Source organism: Parageobacillus thermantarcticus, from assembly GCF_900111865.1.
Lineage (GTDB): Bacteria > Bacillota > Bacilli > Bacillales > Anoxybacillaceae > Parageobacillus > Parageobacillus thermantarcticus.
Genome location: NZ_FOJS01000013.1, coordinates 1 through 17,502 on the forward strand (window position 1 = coordinate 1; position 17,502 = coordinate 17,502).

Consider the following 17,502-nt stretch of genomic DNA (forward strand, 5'->3'; position numbering starts at 1 on the left):
GTTCATCACACCCGAACACCCATTAAAGGGCGCCGGAGGCCGCAAGCTGACCCGACCGACGGGGCAGGCGATTTTCCAGCTGTTTCAATATGTGAACGTCGTCCTCCTGGAGCTGCCGGATGGACGCATCCAACGCTCACTGGATCGCTCCCTCACCCCTGAACAACGAAGGATTCTGCAGGGGTTGGGGCTGGATGAGAGCATTTACGTGTAACGTCATACGGAACGACCAGCGATGGTAAAAAAAGGATAGCCATCGCTCGTCGTGTTGGTCAAAAAGTTATTCTGAAAAACTAAATAAAAAATCCTTTGTTTTGACCTTGTTAGGGTGCGAAATGTGAGTTAAAAACCTATTTTGCCATCGATTCCTTACGAAAATTAGAGCGCATCCTACAGAGGTTGCGTTCTTTTCAGCTGGCATGCGGGCTTAGGGTATCCCTAAATCGTGCTGATCGACAGCACGGCCCTTCAAAGCAGCCTTTACGATCCACAGGCGCAGTAGGGAGTGTCCACACCCGATACCATTGGTTTAAACGATATAAGTTCCATCTCTGTACAACTACCGAGGGAATTATTTTGTCTCATATGTTGTTGACCACAGCAAATCGGAATGATGCGGCAGTGGCGCCTGAATTGCTTACTTCTTTGCGACAATGGGATATCGAATTGGTATTGGGTGATGCTGCGTATAGCAGCGAAAAGGTTCGCCAAACAGCAGAACAGTCGGGAATCCTATTGATTTCCCCCATCAACCTCCACAACAACGAGGAACGGAAAGATGCCTATGGCCGGGTTCTTCCTGTTTTTTGAAGACGAGGGTTTGGTCGATGGATGTTTGGGCTTCGTTGTGAGATTGAGCGGGTATTTAATGAGCTAAAAAACGATGGGCTGGAACAGTCGCGATGGTATAGATTTTATCGATATTAACTGCATTTACTGCATGTGTCATGCTGCATCCTTATGCATAACTTCGAGTTTTTACTCTAGTTTTGCAGCACCATCATGATTAAAGAATTTTACTGTCTTTCAAACCAAATAGGGAATACATTCAAGCTGCTTCTAAGTTTTTTGAGGAATCTGTTATTGCTGAAATGATAGGCTTTTTCATGTGTTTTTCAAGCTGTCATATGTTCCTTTGTTCTCTTAGATTCATATGAATTTTTAGGTTAGTTCTTTTCCTTTTCATGTTTTATGTCTTTAATTGAATAATTCAAAATTCCTAATACAATATGAAAGTCTGATGATATGAAAAGAATGGGAAGCGAAATTTCCTCATTGATGGTCTTTACTATACAGGAAATTTCGCTTTATATTAGGTAACTATTGTTTAGCCATTTAGTACTGACGGGGTGTAATTTTTGATATAATTAGTTACTTTTTATTTTTTAAAGGTGATTACTACCAGAGGAAATGTGCAGAAAGCTATTCATCTGATGCCATATAAACTCATTATCTTCCTTAATTTCCAAAATAGATATTCCTGTGTTGCTTTGAACTAGTTTTCGATATTTACTAAAAGGTAATCCTAATGTTCCAGCGATAAATATTCGGTTTAAGGTATTATGCGCGACGACTAAAATATTTTCATCGGGATATCGTTGAGCTTTTTCGTGATAGAAGTTGTATACACGGTTATATACTTCGTTTGCTGTTTCTCCGATTTCTCCGGCTTTCGTATTTGAAGGGTCATTAGCCCATTTTAGCCATAGCTCTGGGAACTCATTTTGTATTTGAGATTTTGTTTTTCCTTCCCATCTACCAAAATCAATCTCTATTAAACGTTCATCTGTTTCTATAGAAGTTGTTAAGGATAAATTTTCTTTTATTAAACGTGCCGTTTCTTTAGCACGAATTAATGGAGAAGAGTAGATTTTAGCAAACTTTATTCCCTTTAAGATCTGACTGACCGCATTTGCTTGCTTTATACCTGTGCAGGAAAGTGGAATATCGGTTCTTCCGCAATAGCGATTATGGTTGTGATTCCACTCCGTTTCTCCATGGCGTAATATATAAAATTTTGTCATGATTGCACCTCTTTCAACTTATGTACCCTTTCGTTTTTAAAATGTTTACAAAGCGTTGATAATTTTCTTCGTACTTTTCCATCATATAATAACTAGGTTCTATATATTTTTCTAACTTGAGCATTTGTTTAGCAGCTTGTTCAATGTTTTTATAATATGTTTGGGAAGCCGCGACAATAGCAGCTCCGATAGCTGCTTCAACGTATTTCATTTTATAAATTGGTTTTTGTAAAACATTGCTTCGAACGGCTAACCATACATCACTATTGCTCCCTCCACCGGCGGTATAAATAGTTTTAACATCGACCGAAAATTTCTCGATTATTTCATATGAAAGTCTTTCTAAATAAGCAATGCCTTCTATACGTGCTGTATAAAGCTCTTCCTTTGACACATTATGAGGATCAAAACCTTGAGCGTTATCATAAATAAAAGGAAATCTTTCCCCTTTCTGTTGCAAAGGATATGAAATCCAGGAAGTTGGAATTAATTTTTTGGCTACTTCATTTAAATAATGGAGGTTTTCGTTACTAAAATCTTTTGAAATCCAGTCCGCGCCGGTATTACTTGCTCCTCCTGGCATCCAATATCCGCAAGGGTGTTTATGGTTGTATATTCTTCCGTACGGATCCTCAATTGGTCGATAAGTTACTCCTTTTACTACCATGGTAGTGCCTATTGTTGTATTCCAGTCACCTAGACTTACTGCGCCTGATGCAATTTGAGAAGCGCATCCATCTGTTAAACCAGCAACCACTTTTATTTTATTTGGAAGGCCGGTTATAGCCGAAATTTTGGGAGAAAGGTAACCTAACACTTTTCCGGGATGGACCACTTGAGGAAACCATGAATTTGGTAATTTCAAAATATCGAAAATATAGGAAGGCCATTTTTCTTTTACTAGGTTATATCCCATTTTGAGAGAATTTGTATAGTCAGTAATTCCCCAAATATCCGTTAGTTTTCCGATAATATAATCTGTCGGATTACACCAAAGGTGAATGCTATCTGCTTTTTCAGGAAATTTATTAGTAAACCAAACGATTTTGGGTAACCCAAAGGAAGTATTAAAGGGAGTATAATCGTCTTTATTTATAGACATCGAAGATTGTTTGCAAAATTCCGCTTCCTTGTACGAACGATTATCACTATACATAAAAGCGTTGCTAATAGGCTGATAATTTTGATCAAGCGGTATTACTGTACCTGAAGTAGAAGTGACTGATAAAGAAACAATTTGTTCTAAGGAAATAAACTTTTTTAAATTATCTGATACTTTTTTTAAGGAATTAACTAAACATGACCACCATAACGTTGGTGACTGTTCTATCTGCAGATTTTGATAAGTAATAAAGGAAAAATGGTGATTATCGCTAGTCAACAATGTTCCGGTTTCTGTAATAGCTATTACTCGGATTCCTTGAGTTCCAATATCAATTCCTATAAAAACAGCCTCTTTTGTTGAACCCAATGTTATTCATCCCCTTTCCAGTAATTTTTGGCGGTACTTTTCCGCCTCAAGATTTAGGATTTCTTGAATTTCATGTTCTAGTAAAGCTCGCGGGGTTCCAACCGTTTTGCTTACCCAAAATACTTTTGCGGCATTTTCTATAATCTCCGTACGGTAATACGCTTGCATGATATTTGTTCCTAAAGTAATTAAGCCGTGGTTTTTTAAATATAAAGCATTATATGCCGGATCTTGCAAAATATTAATAACAGAATTGGCTAATTCGGTAGAGCAGGGAACAACATATTCAATAAAAGGAACCTTTCCAACTAGAGCGACAAAATCAGGAAACATTGCTGGGATTTCATTATGCTCTGTACTAATGATACCGATTGTAATCGGGGGATGAGTATGAACAATCGCATTTATATCCTTTCGATTTCGATAAATTTCTAAATGCATAGCAATCTCAGATGAGGGTCTTAAAGTGGGATGGAGAGATTGCCCGTTGTGAATTTGTACCGGCACCCATTGATCTTCTTGAATTTGATCTAATGCAAACCCACTTGGTGATATCCACATAATATTGTTAGTCCTTATACTAATGTTTCCGCCAGGACCGACTACTAATTGTTTGTCAACTATTTTTTGGCTAATATAGCTTAATTTTAGAACATCGTCTTTTGAAAGCAGGTATTCCATTTAAGAGTTCCTCCTTGTATTATTGATAGGAATTTGCCCTAACTTTACCTTGTAGATTCATTTTCAGAAATGTATAAAATGGTTTCTATTGCTATTTTGCTTTACGTATATTAATTTCCCCATGTTTTAATTATTTTGTTTTGCTTAAGATTTTCCAACTCTTTTATTGAGGGAATTATCCATAGTTTTCAAAAGAAGAGTCAATTAAGCTTTAATAACTTTTATTCCTATTTCTGATAGTGTTGTATAGTATTCATCAGAAATGTTTGAGTCAGTAATTAATACATCTACTTTGTCCAAAGGAATTAAATCAACGAAGAAGGACTTCCCGATTTTTTCTGAGTCAATCAACAGGAAAACTTGTTCTGCTGATTCAACCATTGCTTTTTTTACCTCTGCTGAAAAAATGTGATTTTCCGTCACCCCCCTTTCAAGACTTAGGCCACTTGCGCCTAAAAACACTTTTTGTGCATTAATTTTTCTTATTCCTTCTACTGCATTTGGACCAACTAGTTCTTGTAAGGCCGGACGAAGCAAGCCTCCAACTAGGTGAACGGATACATTTGGGTATACACTTGCAGCTAATGCCGTATTAAGGGCAGATGTAACAACATTAAATTCGAAGTCAGTTGGTAGATTTTTTGCAAGTTCCATTACTGTTGTTCCAGCATCTAAAAAAATGGTTTCATTAGGGGAAATAAATTGAGAAGCTATTTTACCTATTTGCTCCTTTTCTTTTTTCTTTATTAAGGAGCGTTGGGAAAAAGGAATTTCTTCTTGTTTCTGTATTTTGATTGCTCCACCGTGGGAGCGTTTTAGTTTATTTATTCTTTCTAAATAACGTAAATCATTTCGAATAGTTGATTCAGAAACGGAGAAGTACTTTTTTAATTCTTCGATTGTTACAGCATTTTTTTCTTCTAGTATATCTAAGATTTTTTGATGTCTTTGTGCGATTAGCATTGTATATCCCCCTTAGCATAACTTTATATTAGTACAATTTTTTATAATTTGACGTCTATTGTTTGATTAAAGTTGCTATGAAACTCACAAAAAATATACAAATAATTCTCTCAAACTTTTTCCATATGCTTTGTTTTATTGGTCAATACTGAAAAATAGTGCGTAGAAGAGAGTAAAAACTGAATTCAGATTTTACTTAATTTTAAATCTTTTTAATGTTTTTTGTCAATATCAATAAAAATAAATAAAATTCTTTAAAAAACATTAAAAAATGTTGACTAAAATATACTCTAATTTTATAATTTAGTCAAAGTTATGAAAATTCTGTATAAAATAAGTTGTTAGATAGGTCAATTTATTTGATTGAGCGAAGGGGGATGAAAATGTCAATATTAGCGTTTGATCTAGGAGCAAGTAGTGGCAAGGTGTTAGTTGGTGAAATAAAAAAAAACAAATTAATAGTTGAGGAAATATATCGTTTTGCCAATGATCCAGTTAAGATTGGTACGCATTTTTACTGGGACATTTTAAGGTTATTTCACGAAATGAAACAAGGGTTATTGAAATCGAAATTTCTAGGGTTTCACATACAAAGTATAGGAATAGATACGTGGGGATTAGATTTTGGATTAATTGGCTCTCACGGGGAATTATTAGGCAATCCTTATCATTATAGAGATAAACAGTCGCTTGGAATGATTGAAAAGGTGTGCGATATAGTACCGAAGGAGGAAATATATTTTCATACAGGGATACAGTTTACGGAAGTGAATTCAATTTATCATTTATATGCGATGAAATGTTCGCGCAATCCTATACTTGAGAAAGCGGAAACTTTATTAATGATTCCTGATTTATTACGGTATTTTTTAACGGGAGAGAAAACGATTGAAGAAACTATAGCATCTACTACCCAGTTATATAATTCCCAAAGCAAATCATGGGTTGCCCCGTTAATAAATAAACTTGATCTGCCTATTGAAATATTTCCTGATATAGTGGAAACAGGAACTCAAGTCGGTTCTATCAGATTATCGATTTGCAATGAACTGCATATCCCAAAAATACGAGTAATAGCTGTCGGTGAGCACGACACTGCATCAGCAGTTGCTGCAATACCAACTGCTGAAAAGGAATTTGCTTATTTAAGCTGTGGTACGTGGTCTTTATTAGGTACCGAAATAGATACTCCAGTAATAAACAGGCAAGCAATGGAATGGAATTTCACTAATGAGAAAGGTGTCTTTAATACATATCGTCTTTTAAAAAATATTATGGGGCTTTGGTTAATACAGGAATGTAAGCGAGCGTGGGAAAGAGATGGAGATTTTTTAACTTATGATGAAATGGTAGATTTAGCTTTTCAATCTAAACCGTTTCGATCGTTTATTGATCCTGATCATGAGATGTTTTTAAACCCGGAACATATGCCTAAGCAGATACAGTATTATTGTCAGTTAACAAATCAACCAATACCAAGATCAAAGAACGAAATTTTAAGATGTATTCTAGAGAGTCTCGCATTGAAATATCGTTTTGTCTTAGAACGTATAGAAAAATTGACGAACAAAAAATTCCCAGGACTCTATATTGTTGGAGGTGGAGTAAAAAATAATCTATTATGCCAATTTACTTCTAATGCTCTTGCGCGCCCAGTTTGGGCTGGAATGGAAGAAGCAACTGCAATAGGTAACCTTATGGTCCAATATATTTCGCTTGGGGAGATTAAAGATTTACAGGAGGGAAGAATGATCATACAGAATTCCTTTCCTTTAAAAACTTATGAGCCGTTGGATTCGCAACTGTGGAATGATGCATATGAAATTTTCAAGAAAGTGATAGAAAGTCATAATTAATGCGGCTTTCGAACTGCATATAACAGTCAGTGTAAAGTAGTATTTTGTTTATTGAAGCATGTGAAATAAGGGAATTTATTATTAAGAAGTAAAACTAAAGCAAATCGATAATTAAATTTTTAAAAACGAAAACATAAAAAATATAATATGATAAAAAATAAAAAAATGTGATTCAAAACAAAAATATATTGACAATTAAAAATATTAATAATAATATTCTAATTAGAAATTTTATGAAAGGAAACAAAAGGAGGCGAAAATAAAAACAAGTTTTTAAATTTAATGAATTAGGGGGAAGTAGAAAAAGGAGGAGAAGAAATGTTGTTAAGAAAATTCTTAGCTATTATTATTTCGTTAGTTGTAGGTATTGTATTTTCTGCTTGTTCGAATAGCACTCAATCATCCGGATCTTCAGTGGAAAAAACAGAGTTGAAAAAGTTGGATGGCTTTGATTGGAAGCGTTTTAAAGGAGAAGAAATTAACGTAATGTTAAATCAACACCCTTATGCCGAAGCAATCATTAAAAGATTACCTGAATTTGAAAAATTAACTGGAATTAAGGTCAAATATTCGGTAACACCTGAGGAAAGTTACTTTGATAAACTAACTACTGCATTAAACGCAAAAAATGGAAATCCAGATGTTTTTATGACAGGTTCATACCAGCTATGGGAATATGCACCGGCAGGGTATATTCAGGAATTAGACCCGTTCGTTAATGACAAAAATAGAACATCATCGGACTATGATATCAATGATTTCTTTGAAGGAGTACTAAATGCGGATAAATGGGATTTAGTACCAGGCCATAAAGTTGGAACTGGTAATTTATGGGCTATTCCGTTAGGATTTGAAATTAATGTACTGCACTATAACAAACGAGCGTTTGAACAAGCTGGAATTAAAAATCCTCCCAAAACTTTTGACGAACTTATTGAAATCGCCACCAAACTGAATGGGTGGAATGGCGAAGGATCCTACGGTATTGCGATTCGTGGAACCCGCTCTTGGGCTACAATTCATCCGGGCTATATGACTTCGTTTTCCAATCATGGTGCCAAAGACTTTGAGATCGAAAACGGGAAGTTAGTTTCTAAACTTAATAGCTCAAAATCTGTTGAAATTACTAAAAAATTTGTTGAATTAATTAAGAAAGCTGGCCCGAAAGACTGGTCTAACTACACTTGGTATCAAGTATCTAGTGATTTGGGGGCAGGTAAGGCAGCGATGGCATATGATGCAGATAATTTTTCTTTTTACAATAATAAGGAAGGTGCTTCAAAAGAAGCAGGAAATCTTGCGGTTGCCCCACCACCTGCTACTAAGGACGGAGATGTAGGGTCAAATATGTGGGTTTGGTCTATTGCGATGAATAAATCTTCTCAGAAAAAGGATGCTGCATGGCTATTTATGCAATATTTTACTAGCAAAGAACATATGATTTGGGGAGCAACTCAAGCGAATGTAGTTGATCCGGTCCGTAAATCTGTATGGGAAAATCAAGGTTTTAAAGAAAGAATCAGCAAAATAGAAGGTTATGAAGAAACATTTAAATCTATCATCGATAACTCAACAATTAAATTCACTCCTCAACCAGAATTCTTTAACACCACAACAGAATGGGCAGCCGCACTTCAGGATATTGTTAACGGTGCAGATGCACAAGAACGTTTAAATCAATTGGCTAATGATATCAATAAACGTGTTGAAAGATTGAGAGTTAAATAGATTGTCTATGCTATGGGATAAGGTAAATTTTAGGATTCTGAATAAAGAAGCGAAGGGAGAGAATTTCTCTCCCCCGCTGTATAAAAAGGAGGGAGAACGATGCAGGTAGAACATAAAAGAGGAAAATTTGTTCAAGCAGATTCCACAACTTTGTTAAGTAATGAGGAAATAAAAATACCGTTTCTCCGTAAGATGAGGCCTTATATTATTTTAAGTCCCGCTTTCCTATTAACAATCGGTATTTTAATTCCATTTGGAATGGCTATTTATTATTCTTTTACAAATTTCTCTTTTAAATACGCTGTTTATAATTGGATTGGATTAGAAAACTATATTTCAATGTTCAAAGATCCAGAGTTTTGGCATAGTGTGAAAGTAACAATAATGTATGCAGGTTTAGCAACAGTGATAGAAACGGTTTTGGGAGTAATCATTGCGCTGCTACTAAATAGGGAAAGTGTTATCGCTAAATCCTTAAGGATCGTTCTTATTTTCCCTCTAGTAATTGCTCCGGTTATCGCAACATTAATATGGCAACTTATGACAAATAATTCGGTTGGTATTTTAAGTAAATGGCTCCGTATGGTGGGTGTTGATAACTTTACATGGGGAGCGGATCCAAAAACGGCCCTTTTTACTGTATTAGTTATTGATGCATGGGTATTTACTCCTTTTGTTATCTTACTTGTATTAGCTGGACTAAGATCTCTCCCAAAGGCTCCGTTTGAGTCTGCGATGATAGATGGTGGCTCGGCTTGGTTTACATTTAAAAATCTTACATTGCCAATGATTATGCCTATGCTATTAATTGCCGTTTTATTTCGTCTAATGGCATCTCTACAAATGTTTGATATTATTTTCGCTTTAACACGTGGGGGACCTGGGAATACGTTGATGACTTTACCTTTAACTGCTTATACCGAGGCCTTTACGTATAAAGAATTGGGATACTCTCTTCCATATATGTTAATCTTATGGGCATTTGTTTATTTGATTAGCCATTATATGGTGAAATACTGGTCACACACACAGAAAAAAGCATCCGGGAAATAAATAGAAAGGGGGATTAAGGTGAAATCAAATAAGGTAGTGAGCTTGTTAAAAGATTTGGGGCTACTCTTATATGCCATGTTTGCATTATTCCCGTTAGTATGGTTGGTTATTATTTCATTTAAACATGACCGAGAAATGTTTAATACAACATTTATTTTCTCGCCAACGTTAGACAACTATCGTGTCTTATTCTCAAGCGGGGAATTTATCGGGTACTTTGTTGATAATTTAATCGTTAGTGTGGGGGCAATCATTTTATCCATCGTTGTCGGTGTTCCTGCAGCATATGCGTTGGCAAGATTTGATTTTAAAGGGAAAGAGTCGATTGCATTTACGTTCCTTTCTTTTCGATTTGCACCTGAGATTTTAGTAGTTTTACCGATTTTCCTTATTTACCAAAAAATTGGTTTGTATGATACTTATTTCGGTTTAATTTGGATTTTCCAAGTTGTATCATTGCCTCTTATGATATGGATTTTAAGAGGCTACTTCGAGGATATTTCTGTAGAAATGGAGCATGCTGCTCGTCTGGACGGTTATTCATGGTGGCAAGTATTCATAAAGATGATTATCCCGCTTATTAAACCGGGTTTGGTAGCGTCTTCCTTGTTATCATTTATATTTGTGTGGAATAACTTTACATTTTCTTTATTATTAGCTGGTCAAAAGGTAACAACAACGACGGTGGCAATGCTAAAATATGTCTCCTCTGATACAGTTCACTATGGTCAAATGGCCGCTGCTGTTCTTATTTCGTCTTTGCCGATTATCATTCTTGCTTTGGCTATTCAAAAACATCTAGTACGTGGATTGAGTATGGGGGCTGTTAAAGGTTAAACATGAAGGAGAGATCAAAGTGGCTAATGTAAGAGTGGAAGGAATAAAAAAGTCGTTTAAAAAGGAAACGGTATTAAGTGACATTAGTTTTGAAGTGAAAGATAAAGAATTTTTTGTCATATTCGGCCCTGCAGGTGCAGGAAAAACGACATTATTGAATATTATTGCTGGAATCTATGTTCCCGATGAAGGGCATGTGTATTTAAACAATAAGTGTATAGATCATGTCGAGCCTGAAGATCGAAATGTGGCAATGGTTTTCGAAGATTATGCACTTTATCCTCATTTGACTGTTTTTGATAATATAGCTTCTCCGTTGAGAAGTCCCCGATACAAGCAACCTGAAGAAGTCGTAAAAAGAGAAGTTACCCGTGTGGCAGAAATACTAAAAATTGACTGGTTGCTTGATAGAAATCCATCAGAATTATCCAATGGTCAACGTCAAAGGGTAGGACTTGGCAGAGCGCTTATTAGAAGTCCAGAAGTGTTTTTGATGGATGAACCCATTACCCATTTAGATGCTAAACTTAGACACCAAATGAGAGCTGAATTAAAAGATATGCAGCGAAACCTAGATACAACAACAATATATGTTACACATGATTACTTAGAAGCATTAAGTTTAGCAGACCGTATTGCTGTTATTAATAAAGGAAAAATCGAACAAATAGGTACTCCTGAAGAAATTTATTATAAGCCTGCTAATGAATTTGTTGCAAGCGCGTTCGGGGAACCTGAGATTAATATATTTAATGCAGAAGTAGTTAAAGAAAATACAGAGTTGAAATTAAGTATTTTTGGTAGAAAAAAAATCGAAATTCCTAAAAATATACAAAAACTAGTTGCGGAAAAAGAAATTTCGATTGTCCGGGTGGGTATCAGACCAAAAGATATTAAATATGGATTTATACAAAAGAATGAAAACTGTATTATAGGGAAAGTTTATAGTTTTGAACCTTTAGGAGCAAAAGCGATTCTTACGGTTCAAGTGCACAATCAGCTAGTCCAACTTTTAGTTCCTTCCGATAGTGAAATTCAACTAAATCAAGAGATTTTTATTGAAATAGATATGGAGAAAACAATATTTTTTGATAGCGTTGGAAATAACCTTCTGGCTTCTTATTCAAATGTAGAAAGGAAAGGGGTAGCATGGCAGAACTAATTCTTAAAGATGTATGTAAAATTTACTATAAAAACAAAAAGCCAGTCGAAGCAGTTAAATCATTAAATTTAAAATGTAGGGATGGAGAGTTTGTTGCTCTTTTAGGTCCTTCGGGATGTGGAAAGTCAACAACACTTAGAATGATCGCTGGATTAGAGGACATAACATCAGGAGATATTTATATTGGTGATCGACGGATTAATGATCTCCATCCCAAAGATCGAAATATAGGTTTGGCTTTCGAAAACTATGCACTATATCCACCCCTCACTGTTTACGATAATATTGGATTTAACTTAAGGGCTAAGAAAATTCCTGAGAAACAAATAAAAGAGGAAATTCATAAAATTGCTGAACTACTAGATATTACGGATCTACTTGACATGAAGCCAGCTGCATTATCTGGTGGTCAGAAGCAAAGAGTGAATATTGCAAGAGCCTTAATCCGGAGACCGGAAGTATTGTTGCTGGATGAGCCGTTATCCCATCTTGACGGAAAAGTTAGACAAAAGATGAGAACAGAGATTAAACATCTTCATACGGAAATTAATTGTACTACCATTATTGTGACGCATGACCAGTTAGAGGCAATGGCTCTAGCGGATAGAATTGCTATTATTAACCAAGGGGTTCTTCAGCAATTTGGTACACCATTAGAAGTTTTTAATAATCCTGTTAATGAGTTTGTGGCTGGTTTTATCGGTGAACCGCCAATGAATATCTTTAATGTTGTTGCAATTATGGAGAATGGAATTCTACATTTCAAAACAGAAAATTCTCTAATAAAGTTTGTAGTACCTGAAAAATATATTCGTTTTGTAAAAGAGGGAGAAAAATACAGATTTGGTATAAGACCTACAGATATAACGGTTTGTAGGGAAGATGATTCATATACAGTTAAAACAAAAGTTAGTGTGTTTGAAAATTTAGGAGAAGAATGTAGAATTCATATTCGCTTAGATAATGATAATATTTTAAGTGTTGTTTCGAGTGAGATCTTCCATTTCAAGTATGGGGATGAAATTAAATTAAAGTTTAATCCAGAGAGAATTCATATATTTGACTGCAAAACAGGACAAAGGATTGAAAAAGCACTACAAATGACCTAATTTTTTGTTTAGGTTGAATTGTTTTAAAATAAATGCATTTTTAAAGGGAGGAACTTTTCTATGACAACTATTAGTAAAAGTTTAGGTAGAAGTGATAATTTAACTATTCCTGAAACAATGAAGGCTGTTGTAGCGTATGCCCCTGGTGATTATAGATATGAAGAGGTGAGAACTCCACAGCTTGAAAATGAATATGAAATTATTGTAAAGGTTGAGGCTTGCGGCATTTGTGCTGGTGATGTAAAGGCATTTGAAGGAGCTCCTAGCTTCTGGGGAGACGAAACACAGCCAGCGTATATAAAGTCTCCTGTGATCCCAGGGCATGAATTTATTGGTCGCATAGTGGCGATGGGCAATAAAGTAACAGGCTTTGAAATTGGTGACCGTGTCATTTCCGAGCAAATCGTTCCTTGTTGGGAATGTCGTTTTTGTAAGAGAGGCCAATACTGGATGTGTGAAAAACATGATTTATATGGCTTCCAAAATAATGTAAATGGCGGTATGGCCGAATATATGAAATTTACGAAAGAGGCTATTAATTACAAGGTTCCGGAAGATCTTCCTATTGAGAAGGCAATTTTAATTGAACCGTATGCTTGTTCTCTTCATGCAGTCCAGCGTGCACAAATTCAGCTTGGTGATTTTGTCGTATTAGCGGGAGCTGGTACGCTTGGTTTAGGAATGATAGGAGCGGCAAAGAAATCAGGAGCAGGAACTTTAGTCGTTTTAGATTTAATTGATTCCCGATTGGAACTAGCGAAAAAATTCGGAGCAGATATTGTTCTTAATCCTGCAAAGGTTGATGTTGTTGCGGAAATCAAAAAAATGACAGATGGATATGGTTGTGATATATATATTGAAGCAACTGGACACCCAAAATCTGTTGAACAAGGATTATCTATGATCCGGAAGCTAGGTAGATTCGTAGAATTTAGTGTATTCAAAGATCCGGTTACGGTAGATTGGAGTATTATTAGTGATCGAAAAGAATTAGATGTGCTCGGGTCACATTTGGGTCCTTATTGCTATCCGCTTGTTATCGAGGGAATCGCAAATGGAGATTTTCCTACTGAAGGTGTAGTAACCCATAAGTTACCTTTAGAGGAATTTAAAAAAGGATTCGACATGGTCAAAAATGGGAAAGATTCTATCAAAGTAATTTTAATTCCATAATTTTTACAGTATTGTTTAGATAATATAGAAAGTAACCTTTATCATAATTAAAGATTAAGAAGCCAGTCGTTACAAGGGCTGGCTTTGTTTACGAGCATTGCTTTCCTTTTATTTAGACTTTCGAGCTTCGATCGCTAATACTCCTTTTTAAACGGATGTTTGAGGTTATTAGAGTAAAACTCCAGCTTTATACATAACTAAGTAATATTTAGAACCATTATCTTCTAAAGAATGAACAGATTATTCGTGTTGAAAGTTGTGCAGTTTATAGTCCTATATAGTATAGGCATTGTTATCCTTCTTCATTGCATTTTCAAGGTGGTTGTTTTTTATAATAAGTTTGATAAAGGGTATTGCAATATGTTTAAAATGTGAAAAATAATATATAGCCATTTTATTTTCACAAAGAAACATTGTACATTTTCCTTCTTTTCTATATGATAGTGTTGGTACAATGTTAACGAAAGGATGAGAGAAACATGGCATATACGATTGAGCAATTAGCGATTACGACGATCCGTACTTTGTCCATCGACGCGATCGAAAAGGCGAAGTCCGGTCATCCGGGAATGCCGATGGGAGCGGCGCCGATGGCGTATACGCTTTGGACGAAATTTATGAACCACAACCCAAGCAATCCGAAATGGTTTAACCGCGACCGCTTCGTGTTATCGGCAGGACACGGATCGATGCTGTTATACAGCTTGCTTCACCTAAGCGGTTACGACGTTTCCATCGAAGATATTAAACAATTTCGCCAATGGGGCAGCAAAACGCCGGGGCATCCGGAGTACGGCCATACACCGGGGGTGGAAGCAACGACTGGCCCGCTCGGCCAAGGCATTGCGATGGCCGTTGGAATGGCAATGGCAGAGCGCCATTTAGCAGCTACATATAATAGAGAAAATTTTGAAATTATCAATCACTACACATATGCGATTTGCGGCGATGGCGACTTAATGGAAGGGGTCGCTTCCGAAGCGGCATCGCTAGCTGGTCATTTAAAGCTTGGCCGCCTTATCGTTCTTTATGATTCGAACGATATTTCGCTTGATGGGGAATTAAATCTTTCCTTCTCAGAAAGCGTCGAACAACGCTTTAAAGCGTACGGCTGGCAATATTTGCGCGTTGAAGATGGGAACAATATTGCGGAAATCGCCAAAGCGATCGAAGAAGCGAAAGCGGACACAACCCGCCCGACGCTTATTGAAGTGAAAACGACGATTGGTTATGGTTCGCCAAATAAAGCGGGAACGTCTAACGTGCACGGCGCTCCGCTTGGCTCGGAAGAAGCGAAGCTGACGAAAGAAGCGTATAAATGGACGTTTGCGGAAGATTTTTACGTCCCGCAAGAAGTGTATGAACACTTCCGCCAAGTGGTAAAAGAAGCGGGCGAGAAAAAAGAAGCGGAATGGAACGAGTTGTTCGCCCAATACGAAAAAGCGTATCCGGATTTGGCGAAACAATTGAAATTGGCAATGAACGGCGAACTTCCGGAAGGATGGGAAAAAGCGCTTCCGGTATATGAAGAAGGAAAAAGCTTGGCGACACGCGCATCTTCTGGCGAGGTGCTAAACGCGATTGCTAAAGTCGTTCCGCAGCTGATTGGCGGTTCTGCTGACCTTGCAAGCTCCAATAAAACGTTAATCAAAGGTGCCGGAAACTTTTTGCCGGGAAGCTATGAAGGCCGCAATATTTGGTTTGGCGTGCGTGAATTCGCGATGGGCGCGGCGTTGAACGGAATGGCGTTGCACGGCGGTGTAAAAGTATTCGGCGGCACGTTCTTTGTGTTCTCCGATTATTTGCGCCCTGCCATTCGCCTCGCTGCATTAATGGGATTGCCAGTAACGTACGTTCTTACACATGACAGCATCGCCGTTGGGGAAGACGGTCCGACGCATGAGCCGATCGAGCAATTGCCGTCGTTGCGCGCGATGCCGAATTTGTCGGTCATTCGCCCGGCTGACGCGAATGAAACTGCGGCAGCATGGCGCTTGGCTGTTGAATCGACCGACCAGCCTACCGCATTAGTATTGACGCGGCAAAATGTCCCAACATTGCCGAATACGGCGGAACGGGCATACGAAGGCGTGAAAAAGGGAGCTTACGTCCTATCTGAAGCGAAAAACGGCGATCCAGAAGCATTATTGCTTGCCTCTGGATCTGAGGTAAGCCTTGCGGTGAAGGCGCAGCAAGCATTGGCGGAAGAAGGAATTCACGTTTCTGTCATCAGCATGCCATCATGGGATCGCTTTGAAAAACAACCGGATGAGTATAAGCAGCAAGTGCTGCCAAACGCCGTGAAAAAACGTTTAGCGATTGAAATGGCCGCTTCGCTCGGCTGGGAGCGCTATGTCGGCGACGAAGGCGACATTTTGGCAATTGACCGCTTCGGCGCTTCCGCACCAGGGGAAAAAATTATGGAAGAGTACGGCTTTACAGTAGAAAACGTAGTAAAACGAGTGAAAGCATTGCTGAAAAAATAACGATAAAAAGCTGTCTCCATATGAAGAAGGAGACAGCTTTTTCATATGGGCCAATCGACAAAGTTAGTAAAAATTTTTTTCCGTTAATTGACATATTTTTTTCTCGCTTTTCTCTATAATAAAAATAGTAATAAGGAGGAAATGGGGGATGGGAAATGGTACGGTATTGGATTTATTTGTTAAACGAAGAGGTGGCGGGCCATTATCGCGATAAAACGGAAAAAATCGTCGAATTATTGCGGGAACACCAATGCGCCAAAGCGCCGTTTAAGAGCATTTATCGAAAACAAGTGGAGTTTATTACGGAACGCCTCTCTTTTTCAAGGTTAGAATTGGGGCTTAAAGAACATTTTTCGGGAAACGTCGGGAAAAATTTAGAGCGCAACATGTTCGTACTGCAAAATGAGGCTGGAGATGAAGCACTATTAATTGTGCAAAAGCGCCGCCTTCTTCTCGTCGCCGACAATCCGTCAGTCACCAATGACATTTGCCAAGCGCTCGCACTGATTTCTCCTTTCTTTTTAGCGGTGGATGCTCATTTTGCCGACTATGGATGGCTGACTGCTTCGCTTGATGGAAGAAAATTTGCGTAAATAGAAGATTTTTGTGAGGAAATATTGTATAATACCACATTGTTTAGTACACTGTTAAATAGACAACACGAAGGAGGAAATAGTAGTATGGGGACAACGATTCTCGTTGGCATTCTAGCGCTTATTGCGGGAACGGCGCTAGGATTTTTCATTGCTCGCAAAACGATGATGAACTACTTAAAGAAAAACCCGCCAATTAATGAGCAAATGATTCGGATGATGATGATGCAAATGGGAATGACGCCATCCCAGAAAAAAATTAACCAAATGATGAAAATGATGAACAATCATCTAAAATAAACATCGGACAGGCACTCGGACGGAGTGTCTTTTTATTTTAAATAAACTTCCAAAATTTTTTTATTT

General features: G+C 37.3%; 14 protein-coding genes and 2 pseudogenes. 12 read left to right on the forward strand and 4 right to left on the reverse strand.

The features are described 5' to 3' along the window. Window positions 1–214 (forward strand): annotated as a pseudogene (locus BM278_RS08425) (IS1634 family transposase); the annotation flags it as partial. 128 nt (window positions 215–342) lie between these two features. Then, window positions 343–927 (forward strand): annotated as a pseudogene (locus tag BM278_RS08430) (transposase); the annotation flags it as partial. Between the two features lie 458 nt (window positions 928–1,385). On the opposite strand, the gene BM278_RS08435 reads toward BM278_RS08430, so the two are convergent. The 4 genes from BM278_RS08435 to BM278_RS08450 form a co-directional block, all read right to left on the reverse strand. After that, the gene (locus tag BM278_RS08435) at window positions 1,386–2,024 is read right to left on the reverse strand and encodes a histidine phosphatase family protein (RefSeq protein WP_013401203.1); all 639 of its coding nucleotides are present in this window, start codon (window positions 2,022–2,024) and stop codon (window positions 1,386–1,388) included. 13 nt (window positions 2,025–2,037) lie between these two features. Then, window positions 2,038–3,495: an FGGY-family carbohydrate kinase gene (locus BM278_RS08440; protein WP_013401202.1), complete on the reverse strand. Its 1,458-nt coding sequence runs from the start codon at window positions 3,493–3,495 to the stop codon at window positions 2,038–2,040. Window positions 3,496–3,501: 6 nt separating this feature from the next. Beyond that, a complete protein-coding gene (locus BM278_RS08445; RefSeq protein WP_013401201.1) occupies window positions 3,502–4,176 on the reverse strand; it encodes a class II aldolase/adducin family protein in 675 nt (224 codons plus the stop codon). Window positions 4,177–4,380: 204 nt separating this feature from the next. Further along, window positions 4,381–5,139, reverse strand: coding sequence for a DeoR/GlpR family DNA-binding transcription regulator (locus BM278_RS08450; protein ID WP_013401200.1), 759 nt, complete (start codon window positions 5,137–5,139; stop codon window positions 4,381–4,383). Window positions 5,140–5,522: 383 nt separating this feature from the next. Between BM278_RS08450 and BM278_RS08455 the strand changes: the two genes are divergently transcribed. The 10 genes from BM278_RS08455 to BM278_RS08500 all read left to right on the forward strand — a co-directional run bounded on the left by BM278_RS08455 (window position 5,523) and on the right by BM278_RS08500 (window position 17,436). Next, on the forward strand, window positions 5,523–6,995 hold the full coding sequence (locus BM278_RS08455; protein ID WP_013401199.1) for a rhamnulokinase: 1,473 nt from the start codon (window positions 5,523–5,525) through the stop codon (window positions 6,993–6,995). A 318-nt stretch (window positions 6,996–7,313) separates the two neighbouring features. Next, window positions 7,314–8,723: an ABC transporter substrate-binding protein gene (locus BM278_RS08460; RefSeq protein ID WP_013401198.1), complete on the forward strand. Its 1,410-nt coding sequence runs from the start codon at window positions 7,314–7,316 to the stop codon at window positions 8,721–8,723. 99 nt (window positions 8,724–8,822) lie between these two features. Next, window positions 8,823–9,776, forward strand: a complete 954-nt coding sequence (locus tag BM278_RS08465) for a carbohydrate ABC transporter permease (protein WP_013401197.1) — start codon at window positions 8,823–8,825, stop codon at window positions 9,774–9,776. 18 nt (window positions 9,777–9,794) lie between these two features. After that, window positions 9,795–10,613, forward strand: coding sequence for a carbohydrate ABC transporter permease (locus BM278_RS08470; protein WP_013401196.1), 819 nt, complete (start codon window positions 9,795–9,797; stop codon window positions 10,611–10,613). A gap of 19 nt (window positions 10,614–10,632) precedes the next feature. Next, entirely contained in the window at window positions 10,633–11,775 is a 1,143-nt protein-coding gene (locus BM278_RS08475) for an ABC transporter ATP-binding protein (RefSeq protein WP_013401195.1), read from the forward strand. Beyond that, window positions 11,763–12,884, forward strand: coding sequence for an ABC transporter ATP-binding protein (locus BM278_RS08480; RefSeq protein WP_013401194.1), 1,122 nt, complete (start codon window positions 11,763–11,765; stop codon window positions 12,882–12,884). Before BM278_RS08475 ends, BM278_RS08480 begins: the two co-directional genes overlap by 13 nt. A gap of 60 nt (window positions 12,885–12,944) precedes the next feature. Further along, window positions 12,945–14,057 carry an erythritol/L-threitol dehydrogenase gene (locus tag BM278_RS08485; protein ID WP_013401193.1) on the forward strand — a complete coding sequence of 371 codons (1,113 nt, stop codon included), beginning with the start codon at window positions 12,945–12,947 and terminating at the stop codon, window positions 14,055–14,057. Between the two features lie 479 nt (window positions 14,058–14,536). Then, window positions 14,537–16,543, forward strand: a complete 2,007-nt coding sequence (gene tkt / locus BM278_RS08490) for a transketolase (RefSeq protein WP_090948953.1) — start codon at window positions 14,537–14,539, stop codon at window positions 16,541–16,543. A 155-nt stretch (window positions 16,544–16,698) separates the two neighbouring features. Further along, the gene (gene sirA / locus BM278_RS08495) at window positions 16,699–17,136 is read left to right on the forward strand and encodes a sporulation inhibitor of replication protein SirA (protein WP_090948955.1); all 438 of its coding nucleotides are present in this window, start codon (window positions 16,699–16,701) and stop codon (window positions 17,134–17,136) included. Window positions 17,137–17,223: 87 nt separating this feature from the next. Beyond that, window positions 17,224–17,436, forward strand: coding sequence for a YneF family protein (locus BM278_RS08500; RefSeq protein ID WP_003251505.1), 213 nt, complete (start codon window positions 17,224–17,226; stop codon window positions 17,434–17,436). The last annotated feature ends 66 nt before the right edge of the window (window positions 17,437–17,502 follow it).

Bases quoted from the DNA above. Each gene is read 5' to 3' on its own strand.
- BM278_RS08435 (WP_013401203.1), bottom strand. From the start codon at position 2,024: ATGACAAAATTTTATATATTACGCCATGGAGAAACGGAGTGGAATCAC.
- BM278_RS08445 (WP_013401201.1), bottom strand. From the start codon at position 4,176: ATGGAATACCTGCTTTCAAAAGACGATGTTCTAAAATTAAGCTATATT.
- BM278_RS08450 (WP_013401200.1), bottom strand. From the start codon at position 5,139: ATGCTAATCGCACAAAGACATCAAAAAATCTTAGATATACTAGAAGAA.
- BM278_RS08455 (WP_013401199.1), top strand. From the start codon at position 5,523: ATGTCAATATTAGCGTTTGATCTAGGAGCAAGTAGTGGCAAGGTGTTA.
- BM278_RS08460 (WP_013401198.1), top strand. From the start codon at position 7,314: ATGTTGTTAAGAAAATTCTTAGCTATTATTATTTCGTTAGTTGTAGGT.
- BM278_RS08465 (WP_013401197.1), top strand. From the start codon at position 8,823: ATGCAGGTAGAACATAAAAGAGGAAAATTTGTTCAAGCAGATTCCACA.
- BM278_RS08480 (WP_013401194.1), top strand. From the start codon at position 11,763: ATGGCAGAACTAATTCTTAAAGATGTATGTAAAATTTACTATAAAAAC.
- BM278_RS08485 (WP_013401193.1), top strand. From the start codon at position 12,945: ATGACAACTATTAGTAAAAGTTTAGGTAGAAGTGATAATTTAACTATT.
- tkt (WP_090948953.1), top strand. From the start codon at position 14,537: ATGGCATATACGATTGAGCAATTAGCGATTACGACGATCCGTACTTTG.
- sirA (WP_090948955.1), top strand. From the start codon at position 16,699: ATGGTACGGTATTGGATTTATTTGTTAAACGAAGAGGTGGCGGGCCAT.
- BM278_RS08500 (WP_003251505.1), top strand. From the start codon at position 17,224: ATGGGGACAACGATTCTCGTTGGCATTCTAGCGCTTATTGCGGGAACG.